Below are 12,055 nucleotides of genomic sequence, written 5' to 3' on the forward strand. Positions count from 1 at the left end.
TTTACCCGCCCAATATTTCTTCGAGCTTCAGAATACCGATCAGCTGGTCATCCCGCTGCCCCACTCCGTGGAACACTGCATCGCGGCTGCGGTTTTGTCCGCCTGCCGGTGGATGAATCTCGGCGTACGTAGTCACCTTGTTCACCTTATCTACAATCAGTCCGACGAATTCCCCGCGGTAGTTGACCACAATAATTCTTGTGCTCCGGGTATAAGGCTCATCGGCCATTCCCAGCAGATTGCGCAGGCTCATGACACAGACCACCTTGCCGCGCAGATTGACTACACCTTTGACTTCATTCCGGCTGAAGGGGATATCTGTAATACTGAGCATTTTGATAATCTCATGAATCTCTTCAATACGGATGGCGCAGGTCTCGGCTCCTACCGCAAGCTCGATATATTGTTCCTTCTGTAAGGATGACATGACTTCACCTTCCGTCTGTTGAATTAATGGGTCTTGAACGCCGCTGCCGATTGGGCTAGATCCTCGGACAGCAGTGCTAAAGCCTGGCAGGTTGTCGCCGTCTCCTCAGAAGCCGCTGCCGATTCCTCACTGGAGGCCGCAATGGATTGAACCGAGTCCATCACTTCCGCAGCCTGGGCGGATTCCTCTTCACAGGCGGCAGCAATCTCGTTCACCTTGAGTGAGGAGGTATTGACCATCTTAATAATTTGCTCGAAGGCCTGGCTGGTCATCGAGGCCTGATCTACACTCTCAGCCACCGCGCGGACGCTCTGCTTGGTATTCTCCTGAATGACCTTGATAATCTTTGTAATCTCCTTCGTGGCATCGCTGCTGCGTTCAGCAAGCTTGCGGACCTCGTCCGCCACCACGGCGAAGCCGCGTCCCTGTTCTCCGGCGCGCGCCGCTTCAATCGCTGCGTTCAGGGCGAGGAGATTGGTCTGCTCAGCGATATCGTCGATCACTTCGATGATATCCCCGATTTTGCTGGAGTCATCTTCAAGCTGCTTCATCTGGTGATTGACGCTCTGCATCCCCTGCAGCGAAGTCTCCACCACATATCCGCCTTCCCGGGCGGTCCGCACGGTATCATTGGACAGCTCTGCCGCTTCCTCGGCGCTGGAGGCTACAGAATCAATCGCCAGCGACAGCTCCTTGAACAGCTCGGTGATATTGCCTGCCGCCGCCGACTGGTTCGTGCTGGTACTGGCAATCTCCTGGGTGCTCGCTGAGATCTGTTCGGAAGAGGCCGCAACGCTCTGCGAATTCATCACAATTCCGTTGATTAGTTCCTTCAGGTTATGAACCATCCGGTTCAGGGCTGTAGCTAACTGTCCGACTTCATCCTTAGTTGATATATCCGCTTGCTGCGTCAGATTGCCATTAGCCACTTCAGTAGCCACATGCAGCATCTGCATCAGAGGTCTGGAGATTGATCTTGCGATCAGATAGCCGATCATAATACTAAGGATAACTGCCGCGATGACCACTGAAATCGTAAGGGTGAACGCCGAGGAATAAGCGGACTGTGAATGGTTGTTCGTCGCCTCTGCCAGCTCCACATTCACCTTGATCAGACCATCAAGACTCTTCAGCACGTTCTGCCCCTGGACGGTCAACTGAGTAGTCAGAAATGTATTGAAAGCAGCAACATCGTCTTGCTCCGCCAGAACCAGCGCCTGCTCGAACAGCTTCTCATAGCCCGCATACTCCTGGTCAAAAGAGGCCAGCAGCTCAACTTCGCGGGGAGTCGTCGCCAGTGGACGGTAGTTATCCACCTTGCGGGTGATTTCCTCGCGGCCAGCAGCAATTTTTTGTTTAAAATCAGCAATCTTCACCGTATCTGTTGTATTGCTCATATCACGGATATACACCCGGTTAAGCTGATAGCTTATCTGGGCGGCAGACAGATCCCTGACCGAGATCAGGTTATTGCTGTACATTTCCTTCATATTCTGATTGCTGGTGCGCAGGGATAAGACCGAATAGACTCCAAGTCCTGCCAGGATTAAAGAGACGATCAAAAAAGCGGAGATAATCTTTGTAGCTGTTTTCAAATTCCCGAACCATTTCATGTGGCTTCCCCCTGTGGTTAACATCATCGTGTCCATCGTGCCCGGCGTTATTTTCACACTCCCCTATCAGCCGGCGGGACATCATTAGCTATATTTCGACATTTTATATCAAAAAAATTATATTCTACTTTTAGTTTTTTCATATTTTTTTCGTTAAAGCCGGTGCAATCCGCTCTTTACAAATGGAAATGTTCACTATTCCGTAGTTTGATGCAGAATCCGCTTGACAGAACATAGAAATAAGTTATAAATAAACATAATTAGCAATCGATTCAATCCTATTTTATCCACCGCGAAAAGAGGCTTGTCATGTCAGCAAAAGTACCTGTGGCCGAAAAACTGGTGTTCTCAGGCGGTCTGCTGGGCCAGAATATGCTCTACAGCTTCATGTCGATGTACATCCTGTTCTTCTATACGGATCTGCTGGGAATTCCGGCAACCACCGCCAGTGTCATTCTGGTAGCCGCAAGCATTATCGATGCTTGTCTTGATCCGCTCATGGGCATGATTACCGATAAAACACGCTCCAGATGGGGGAAATTCCGGCCTTATCTGCTGTTTGCCCCTTGCCTGATCGCGCTGGCGACCATCCTCTGTTTCTGGGACTTCGGCGGCTCCCGGACGGTGACTGTTGTAATCGCTACCGTCTCTTACCTGTTATGGGGAATGCTGTACACGGTCTGTGACACACCGCTCTGGGCCTTGTCGTCCGTAGTCTCCACCGATCCGGGGGAACGCACCTTATTCGTCACACTGGGCAAAATCGGCGGAACGCTCGGCGCGGTCGTCATCACCATCGGCGGTATCCAGCTTCTGCTCGCCTTCGGCGGTGAACGGAATACGCAGGCTTATCTGTACTCGGCAATCATTATCGGGGTCATCGCGGCGCTGTCGATTGTTCTGACCGGGATACTCACCAAGGAACGCGTCATCCCTTCCGCTGAGAAGATATCCTTCCGCCAGAACCTGCAAACGGTGTACAAGAACAAGCCGCTGCTCACCCTGCTCGCCTCTCTCTTGATTATCAACCTGGTGAACGGCATCCGGCAGAGCATTCAGCTCTATTATGTGGTCTATGTCTGGGGAGATGCGGGGTATGCCACACAGGTCGGGATCGCTCTGGTGGCCGGTATGCTGCTGGGGATGATCGCTACGCCGCCGCTGCTGCGACGCTTCGCCAAGAAGAAGGTATTCATTGTCTCCTGCATTCTGGGGAGCGCAGCCTGCATCCTGCCTTATCTGCTGGGTGACCATAACGTATTGAACACCCTAGTGTTCTTTGGGGTCAGCTTCTTCTTCTCCGGCATGACGACGATTGTCAGTACCTCGATGCTGCTCGATACGATTGATTATTCGGAATGGAAGCTTGGCTTCCGGGGCGAGGGCATTGTGTTCTCGACGAACACCTTCATTACCAAGTTCAGCGGGGCGGTGTCACGGATGATTATCGGAGCCAGTCTCGGCCTGCTCAGCTACGTGGAGAATCAGCCGGCTACTCCGCAGCTACAGCACGGCCTTAGCTTCGTGATGTTCCTGCTGCCTGCCCTCTGCTTCCTGGCCGCTATTCTGCCAATCCTGTTCTACAATATAACGGAGAAGCAGCGGGTGCAGATCCTGAGCGATCTGAATCACAGCCGGTCCTTATAGTGGGGCTTGTGGGGGGATGAGCGGATGGAGGAGAGATACTTTTCCCTGATCGAATCGTTCATGCTCATGCTTTGGGGTGCGGCTAGGTGTAACGGACTCAGCTGCGCTTATTTCTGCCAAAAGACACGATTGGAGCAAGTTACGGACTCCATGGCCCTTATTGCCGGATTTTCCGCGCCGTAACATTGATTATGGAGCAATTAAGGGCGCCTTAGTCCGCAAGGCAACCAAATAAGTCTGTTTCTTGTAAATAACGGCTCCCTGGTCCGTAAGGAGCAGGCCCGGTTGAGTAATTTCTCTTCATCCAACCTTGAGAGGGACTAACTGTACCCTTACCCTAGATTAATAAGGAGGTATTTGGAATATGGATGCATCCACAATAGCCACACTGCTGTCCCCTCCCGACCTGTCTCAATGCCGGAGGATTTTATGTATACAACCGCACCCTGATGATAATGAGGTTGGCATCGGCGGCACCATTGCCTCCTTCGCGGAGCGAGGCTGCGAGATTCATTATCTTACCGTCACGAACGGAGATCTCGGCGCGGTGGACGAGCAGTTGTCTTCCGCCGGGATCGCCGCAATCCGTGCAAACGAGCTCGAAGCAGCAGGAAGGTCGCTGGGAGCTACGGTGTTCCACCAACTGGACCATGGCGACGGAACACTGGAGCATATCCCTGCCCTCGCGGGGGAGATAGCCGAGGTGATCCGGAGGGTTCAGCCGGATCTGGTTCTATGTCCTGATCCGTGGCTGAGCTATGAAGCGCATTATGACCATATCGTTACCGGCAGAGCCGCAGCCCAGGCTGTCTTGTCCTCCGGGCTGCCCCTGTATCCGCGAGGTACCCTTACCCGGCCATGGCAGCCGAAGGCCATAGGCTTCTACTTCACCGCTGAGCCTAATACGGTCGTCGACATCACGGACCACTTCGAGCGCAAGTTCGCGGCCATGGCCCTGCACATCAGCCAGTTCAATGAAGAGCAGCTCGCCATGTACCGGTTCTATTTCGGCGAGCAAGGCCGCCAGCTGGCCGAAGGCAGAGGCTTCGGACTGGGCGAAGGGCTGAAGGTGCTGTCGCCGCTGCACCTGCACTGCTTCGTGGATGCCCGGCGGATTTAAGCCGGGAGCTAGGCGTTGTGGCTGGGGCATTGCAGCTTATGGCGTTGTGGCATACGGCGGTGAGGCATTGCAGCTTATGGTGTTGTGGCGTACGGCGGTGAGGCATTGCAGCTTATGGTGTTGTGGCGTACGGCACTGAGGCATTGCAGCTTATGGTGTTGTGGCGTACGGCGCTGAGGCATTGCAGCTTATGGTGTTGTGGCGTACGGCGCTGAGGCATTACAGCTTATGGCGTTGTGGCGTACGGCACTGAGGCATTGCAGCGCCGGGGCATGTGCTGCAGGATTCGCAGGAACGTCGGCCCTCCTTTTAACTAACAAGTGGAAAAACGTATCCTAATTCAGCTATTCCCGGCACTTTCAGGCAGATAAGTGGAAAAACAACATCTACTATTGTCTATTTTTCCATTTCAGCGTAATTGTGATTTATTAAGTGCCGTTTTTCCAACTATCATCCTAGCACCCCTCATTCGTTCATCAGCAAGTGTAGAAAACCCACCTATCGTACCGCACACTTAACGAAAAAGAGCAGCAATCCCCATCCATAGGAGGGAGATTTGCTGCTCTCTTTCTTAAGCAGGAAGCTCGGACAAACGGTAATAAGGTATGTTCAATACCGGCTTGAAGCCCAGCTTCTGCGCCAGTCTGTAAGAGCCCGCATTCTCTTGGCGGCAGCCCCAGACCGGCTCCAGTCCCTGCTCCAGACAGTAGTCGATTAACTTGCAGCACACTGAGAAGGCGAAATGCTTCCCCCGGTGACCCGGTGCCGATTCAATCCCAATCTCCAGCTGATCCGATGTCCGGTAAGCCGAGAATGCGCTGGAGGCCTGCTCGCCCTCCCATAGTAACGTGTATCCTCGGCCTGAAGCCAGGAAGCGCTCCGCGTCAAGCCAGAAATACCGGGGAATAACCGCACCCGCCTGCTCGCCGAATCCCTCTCCGTCCATCTGAACAATCTCAGCATCCTGCCGGAACCATTGCGCCTTCGCACGGTAGTAGGCCTCTGGATCAAACGTAAAATTCACCCGGGTCTGTATGTACATTCTGCGTGAATCCGCCGCATCAAGCCGTGCATTATGCTCAGTAAGCATTGCTTCAATCAGCGGGTCCCAGCCCCCTGCCGGATCAGCCTGCAGCCATTCCGCTGAATGCCGGTGCCCCGTCTTGTTCGTAATATAGTCCGATAAGCTCCGGTTAAACTCCTCATTGCCCGAATCCCCATAGACCAGCGACATCCCATATTCATGAGCCACATAGAAGGTGCGCGGGTTATGTAGAGAGTCCACATACACACTGCCTGTTGTCTGCCCGCTCAGAACTCCTTCAGCGAACAGGGTATTGATCTTCACATCCTTTAACAGCGGCAAGGCAAGAGCGTAATCCCGGCTATCCAGCTTCAGCATGCTTATCTCCCTCTTTTCTTAGAAATTAGTATAGGTACTGAACAACCAGCGAAAATTCCACTCGAAGATATGAGAGCCCTCCCATGTATCAAAAGGCTCGGGGATTCCCTTGGCCATCCAATGCTCTGCACTTTCCCCGCTTCGGGCTGCCGCTACAGCGTACTCTTGAATCTCTGTGAGATAGCGCAGCATTTCAGGGATACTCTCCCGTCCGGCAACCTCCCCATGACCGGGAATCAGCCTTGTGAAATCACTCTCCCTGCCAATCCGCTCTACAATAGTTATCCAAGCTTCCGGGAACCCATGGAGCATCGCCGGATGGAATCTGTTCAGAACCAGATCTCCTGCGATCAGCACCTGAACATCTGCAACGTACACCATAGCATCGCTGAGGGTATGACCGCCGCCATACGTGAACAGATGCAGGGAACGCTCTGAACCGTGAATATCCATACTATCCTTGAAGGTCATCGCTGCTGTCACTCTGCGGATTGTAGGCGTGGCCTCCAGCAATGCCTGTTTGTCCGATATTTCATAAGCGATTGCTTGTTGTAGGCGGGAATCTGTAGCAGCATTGCTTATCTCCTTCAGTCCTGTGATCTGCTGCTGCAGACCTTTCTGCCATTCCTCCAGGTCAGGTGCCGCATGGGCTGTCAGCACCTCACGGGTGCGCTCTGTCGATAGAATGATGCTGCCCTGAAACTCCTGATTACCGTAATGATGATCCCCGTGATAGTGAGTATTAATTATGTATTTGACCGGCTTCTCTGTCAGATTCTCTGCCGTCTCCCGCAGAAGCCTGGCTGCTGCCGGCAGGTTGAACGTATCCACAAGGACTGTACAATCCCCTAGATCAATGATCGACGCATTGCCTACCGCGCCCCGGCCTGGAATAACAACCGCAGCCCACACTCCCTGCGCTACTTTCTCTATCCTGAACATACAGATCTTCCCATCTATATTTTTCTACTTATTATACCTCACTATGTCGCGCATAGAGGAATGAATGTTATAATACACTCAATGTCATGCGAATGACTTGAATCCTGGCTCAACCTGAAAGGAAACGACCTATGATTAATACTATTCCTGAAGTGAATTTCACGGCTTCCCCTTACTATAATCCCGGCCTCAAAAATGTAGTCATTCTCGCCACCGGCGGCACCATTGCCGGCAGCGGCGAAGCCCATAAAACCTTGAATTACGAGCCCGGCGCCCTGCCCGTGCAGGATCTGCTGGATAGTGTACCGCACCTGGAACGGCTGGCGAACTGTGCCGGGGTACAGGTCAGTAATCTGTGCAGCGCCGATATTACCAGCGAACATTGGCTTACCCTGGCAACCTACATTAACACGCTTGCTCTCCGTGAGGATGTGCACGGATTCGTCATTACCCACGGCACCGACACTCTCGATGAGACGTCCTACTTCCTGAACCTGGTGATCAAGACCGACAAGCCGGTAATCATTACCGGATCTATGCGCCCGGCTACCGCAATCAGCGCCGATGGGCCTCTGAATCTGTATCAGTCCGTAGCACTTGCAGCGAATCCCGAGGCTTTCGGCCAAGGCGTGATGGTTGTCTTTGCTGAGGGAATTTACAGCGGACGGGATGTACAAAAGGTAAACACCTTCAAGGCCAACGCCTTCGACGAGCGCGATTTCGGCTGCCTGGGATATATGCGTGACAGCCATGCCTTCTTCTATACGCGCACCCTGAAGCGGCATACTACCGCAACCCAGTTCGACGTATCTGTAATCCAGGAGCTGCCGGAAGTGTCCGTAGCTTATTTTCATGTGGATGCCAATCCCGGGATTCTGGATTATCTGGCTACGATCTCTAAGGGGATTGTCATTGCCGGAGCAGGCGGAGGGATCTACAGCAAGCCTTGGATTGACAAGGTGGGGGAGCTGAAGAACAATAACATCCCGGTAGTCCGCTGCTCGCGGATTTCCAGCGGAATCACACTCAAGGATTCCTACATTGATTTGTCTGCCAATTCTATTCCATGCAACAGCCTGGTCCCGCAAAAAGCCAGAATCCTGCTCTCCCTCGCCCTTACGCAAACTACCGGCTACGATGAAATTGCCGCAATGTTCAACGAGTACTAAACGCTGCCCGCAGATGGCGGGAACTCAAAGGTGAAGACTGCGCCGCCCTCCGGGCGGTTCCGGGCACTAAGCTCTCCGCCGCAGCGTTCCACAATAGCACGTGCGATGGCGAGTCCCAGCCCGGATTCGCCATTTTTCCCTTTGACGAACCTGTGAAACAGGTTGGGCAGCAGCTCCTCTGCGATGCCCGGACCATCATCAGCAACCGTTAATGTAATCCTCTCTCTGTTTGTATGCACCTCTACATCAATACGCTTCCCGGCATAACGGGCCGCATTGGATAACACGTTCAGCAGAGCTTGCAGCAGCTTATCCCGGTCTGCTCTTACCATCCCCCCACGGTCCCCGGAGACTGCCGGATGCAGCGACAGCTTCCTTGCCGCCAGCAGCGGATTGACCCGCTCCACCGCCTCGCTCAGCAGCTCCTCCAGATCCGTATCCTCCGCCTGGTAAATATCCTCTTCACTGTCCAGCTTCGCCAGAAGGGTCATTTCGCTGACCAGATCACGTAAGCGTCCGCTTTCACTCAGAATAATATCCAGTCCTTTACGGACGCTCTCTCCTTCAAATACTCCATCCCTAATGCCCTCCGCATAACCGGCTATCGACATCAGCGGAGACTTCAGCTCATGCGAAGCATTCTGAAAAAACTGCTTCTGCACCCGGTTGAACCGGTGCAGCTCACCGGCCATCTCGTATACCGCCCTGGCGACAGACCCGATTTCACCGCCTGCCCGGACCAGATTCACTTCGGCAAACCGGCGGTTTTTCACTTTCCCCAGCTCCTGACGCAGGCTGATCAGCGGATCAATCAGCTTCCGCGTAATGAACAGGCTGAACAGGAGCATTGCTGCCGCTCCCGCAGCAAAGACAAGGATCAGCCGTTTCAAGAGCGACTGCTCAATGACCTTGATTCTGCTGACAGGAGTCAGCAGGGTGAGCTTACCTTGAGGAAGCGTGTTGACCTGCACCAGATAACGCGGATCATTCCCATCCCATAAGCTCTGCAGGCTCCCCTGCTCCATAGCTGTGACATCCACCGTTACCCCGGACTGCGCGGGCAGAGCCGGGAGATTTCCCGAGACGACATTCCCCTGCTGGTCGCTCACGATGGCCTGTACTCCGCTGGAGAGCGTAGGATATGGAGGCGTAAGCGGCTCGCTTTTCCCCAATGTAAATGCCCCTCCTTCCGCGGATGGAGCCCTCTCCAGACTCGCGCTAAGGGAAGCGCCCAGCGTCCTTAATCCCTCTTGCTCCGTGCCAATGAAATGGTCCATCAGCACATAATGGATCATCACTCCCGTGATGGACAGGACCAGCAGCAGAGACAGCCCAAAAGCAACGTTGATCTGATGCACCAGCTTCAGCTTTTTCATCCGCAGGTTTAGCCTTTCCGCCATTCCCTTCATTCCTGCACCTCTCTCATACGGTAGCCGTGACCCCAGACCGATTCCAGCGGCAGGCCGTCCATTTTTTTGCGGATGCGCTTGATCAGATGGTCGACAGCACGGTCGCTGCCGAAATAATCCTCCCCCCAGACATGGCCCAGCAGCTCTTCGCGCGTAAAGGCCCGGTTCGGACTTCCCGCAAAGACCATCAGCATCAGGAACTCCTTACTGGTCAGCTCCACTTCATCTCCCCGCCAGAAGGATCTTCTCTCCTCGGGATGCAGCAGCAGACTGCCCAGCTCTATCCCTGTATGCACAGCAGGCAGAACAGCCGCAGACTGGGACTTCTGAAGACGTTCCCACCGTCTCAACTGGCGGTTGATCCGGGCTACCAGCTCACGGGGACTGAAGGGCTTGACCAGATAATCGTCGCTGCCAAGCTCCAGACCCAGGATTTTATCCACTTCATTATCCTTGGCAGAGATCATAATAATCGGCACCTCCGCCTCATCGCGGATACGCCTGCACAGCTCATAGCCGTCCATTCCCGGAAGCATAATATCGAGCACCCACATGCCGGGAGGGTCATTCCTCCATAAATCCCACGCCTCCTCGGCACTTCCAAGGCCAATCGTCCGGTAATTCTCCTTATGTAAATAAGCTTCCACCAGATTGCGTATATTCTCGTCATCGTCCACAATGGCAATGACCGTTTGATTGTTCATTCAGCTAACCTCCGTAATTTGTGTCTTCACCATTATAGCAAGCGGCTGAGCGGGATAGGGCCCTGCCATTGTTTTTCCACATTACTGACCCTCTCCTGCCACAGAAGCCCGCTATAGTGAGAGCTGTAAGACAAACCACCTGAAGGAGTGTTCGTACATGAATCGTCTAATCGTGAAAAGAATGGCTCTATCCACCCTGCTGCTGTCCAGCATCGCCACCCCGGTCTTCGCGGATACGGGAATCGCTCCGCCTCCAGTACAGGGACCCACTGCCACCATAAGCACGGCCGCTGCAGCCACAAATGGCAGTAAGCTGCTCCCCTTGCTAGAACCGCACGTTCTGGAGCTGGTGAACAGCTATGCACCGGAAACAGCCCAGGACTGGCGGGATACGCTCAGCCGCTACCATGCATTAACAAGCACCAAAGCGCTTAGCGTGGATATCACCACGTCAATGTCTGCCACTCCATGGACAGAAAAAACCGGCATGATGGAGGTGCAATTAGCCACGCCTGGAACGTTAACAGACGAGGAATCGGTTGCGCTTGCCACTGTGTCGGAATACGGGTCAACCGGGGGCCACGTTGAGGCAGTCCTATCTGCCTCAGAAGTTGCAAACCTCACACTAACGAAACCTGACTCTCTGGAATCCGGGAAGCTTGCCAATGTGGTAACCTTACATGCGGCGTATATCAATGGCTTATTCAAAGCACAGGCTGACCTGGCAGAGGCTGCACAAGCCACAGATGCCGCAGCCATTAAGCAGGCACTCTCCGAACTGCTGAGTCAATATAAGGACCTTAACCACAAGCTGGAAGAAGCAAAATAAACCGCGCAGACCCTGTATCCATTAGAAAAGCAGGCCAAGGAATTCCTCCCTGGCCTGCTTTTTCTGTTCAGATCAATTCGTATAGCTTAGCCGCCGCCTAACGGCGCGGATACATTTGATAGGGGTAGAATGCCGCCGCAGGCTGCTGGGCAGCGTAGGCGGGCATACTTTTGGCAGACGGGTCCATGTTGGTTCCCCCGGCAGTCCCTGCTACGGCGCAGCCCGGAGGCGGTCCAAGAATAATCGATTCCTTCAGCGGGGCGACAGCCTTAGCGTATTCTTCTTCATTGATGCAATAGGCGCGCTGGATGACCTCTGCGGGAACGGCCCGCAGGAAGTCTGAACCATACACAATATCCGGTGTCGGCGCATCAAAGATCGCCAGGAAATGGGCTTGTTCGCTCTCGGCCAGAATCCAGTGGAACCAGCCCTTCGGGAAGACAGCAATTTGTCCGGCCTTCAGGTGATAGGTCATCAGCTTCTGAGTGAACGGATCGAACACAGAGGCAATCAGCTCCCCGCTGATCACGAAGATCATCTCCGTCACATTCGTATGCCAGTGCGGCTGGACGATGAAGCCTTTGCTCATATGGGCATTGAAGAAACCGTTACGTATCGCCGGAAGCTGTTCACCAAATAGCTGGGTAATATAATTGTTCGCATCCCGCTTATAATTAAGCACCTGGTTAGAATCGGCGGCTAGCTTCAGGTCCGGCGCCTGCAATACTGGATCTAGCATGATTAGTTCCTCCTCAGACTGGATTGTGGCCTTAATGTACACTGGGCATTCGTC

The 12,055-nt window shown here is 53.6% G+C and carries 11 protein-coding genes; 4 read left to right on the forward strand and 7 right to left on the reverse strand.

Translation table 11 applies throughout. The annotated features are described in order from the left end of the window. Position 1 precedes the first annotated feature (1 nt). Both NSS83_RS06920 and NSS83_RS06925 read right to left on the reverse strand, forming a co-directional pair. Complete coding sequence (locus tag NSS83_RS06920) at positions 2-427, reverse strand: chemotaxis protein CheW (protein ID WP_341185068.1); 426 nt, start codon at positions 425-427, stop codon at positions 2-4. 23 nt (positions 428-450) lie between these two features. After that, the gene (locus NSS83_RS06925) at positions 451-2,040 is read right to left on the reverse strand and encodes a methyl-accepting chemotaxis protein (protein ID WP_341347947.1); all 1,590 of its coding nucleotides are present in this window, start codon (positions 2,038-2,040) and stop codon (positions 451-453) included. A gap of 309 nt (positions 2,041-2,349) precedes the next feature. Here NSS83_RS06925 and NSS83_RS06930 point away from each other — a divergent pair, with 309 nt between their 5' ends. Next, positions 2,350-3,687: a glycoside-pentoside-hexuronide (GPH):cation symporter gene (locus NSS83_RS06930; RefSeq protein WP_341347948.1), complete on the forward strand. Its 1,338-nt coding sequence runs from the start codon at positions 2,350-2,352 to the stop codon at positions 3,685-3,687. Positions 3,688-4,051: 364 nt separating this feature from the next. Beyond that, positions 4,052-4,807, forward strand: a complete 756-nt coding sequence (locus NSS83_RS06935; protein WP_341185065.1) for a PIG-L deacetylase family protein — start codon at positions 4,052-4,054, stop codon at positions 4,805-4,807. A gap of 571 nt (positions 4,808-5,378) precedes the next feature. On the opposite strand, the gene NSS83_RS06940 is transcribed toward NSS83_RS06935, so the two are convergent. Beyond that, positions 5,379-6,209, reverse strand: coding sequence for a GNAT family N-acetyltransferase (locus NSS83_RS06940; RefSeq protein ID WP_341347949.1), 831 nt, complete (start codon positions 6,207-6,209; stop codon positions 5,379-5,381). Between the two features lie 18 nt (positions 6,210-6,227). Beyond that, positions 6,228-7,151: an MBL fold metallo-hydrolase gene (locus NSS83_RS06945; RefSeq protein WP_341347950.1), complete on the reverse strand. Its 924-nt coding sequence runs from the start codon at positions 7,149-7,151 to the stop codon at positions 6,228-6,230. A 131-nt stretch (positions 7,152-7,282) separates the two neighbouring features. On the opposite strand from NSS83_RS06945, the gene NSS83_RS06950 reads away from it, so the two are divergent. Then, complete coding sequence (locus tag NSS83_RS06950; protein ID WP_341185063.1) at positions 7,283-8,320, forward strand: asparaginase; 1,038 nt, start codon at positions 7,283-7,285, stop codon at positions 8,318-8,320. Here NSS83_RS06950 and NSS83_RS06955 read toward each other — a convergent pair. Both NSS83_RS06955 and NSS83_RS06960 read right to left on the reverse strand, forming a co-directional pair. Continuing rightward, a complete protein-coding gene (locus NSS83_RS06955; protein WP_341347951.1) occupies positions 8,317-9,720 on the reverse strand; it encodes a HAMP domain-containing sensor histidine kinase in 1,404 nt (467 codons plus the stop codon). The genes NSS83_RS06950 and NSS83_RS06955 overlap by 4 nt on opposite strands. A 5-nt stretch (positions 9,721-9,725) precedes the next feature. Then, the gene (locus tag NSS83_RS06960) at positions 9,726-10,433 is read right to left on the reverse strand and encodes a response regulator transcription factor (RefSeq protein WP_341185061.1); all 708 of its coding nucleotides are present in this window, start codon (positions 10,431-10,433) and stop codon (positions 9,726-9,728) included. Positions 10,434-10,590: 157 nt separating this feature from the next. On the opposite strand from NSS83_RS06960, the gene NSS83_RS06965 reads away from it, so the two are divergent. Further along, positions 10,591-11,262: a hypothetical protein gene (locus NSS83_RS06965; protein WP_341185060.1), complete on the forward strand. Its 672-nt coding sequence runs from the start codon at positions 10,591-10,593 to the stop codon at positions 11,260-11,262. A 97-nt stretch (positions 11,263-11,359) separates the two neighbouring features. Here the strand turns inward: NSS83_RS06965 and NSS83_RS06970 are convergent, their stop codons facing one another. Next, positions 11,360-12,001 (reverse strand): cupin domain-containing protein, encoded by a 642-nt coding sequence (locus NSS83_RS06970; RefSeq protein WP_341185059.1) that lies wholly within the window; start codon positions 11,999-12,001, stop codon positions 11,360-11,362. Positions 12,002-12,055 lie beyond the last annotated feature (54 nt).

This window comes from Paenibacillus sp. FSL H3-0469, assembly GCF_038051945.1.
Lineage (GTDB): Bacteria > Bacillota > Bacilli > Paenibacillales > Paenibacillaceae > Paenibacillus_AQ.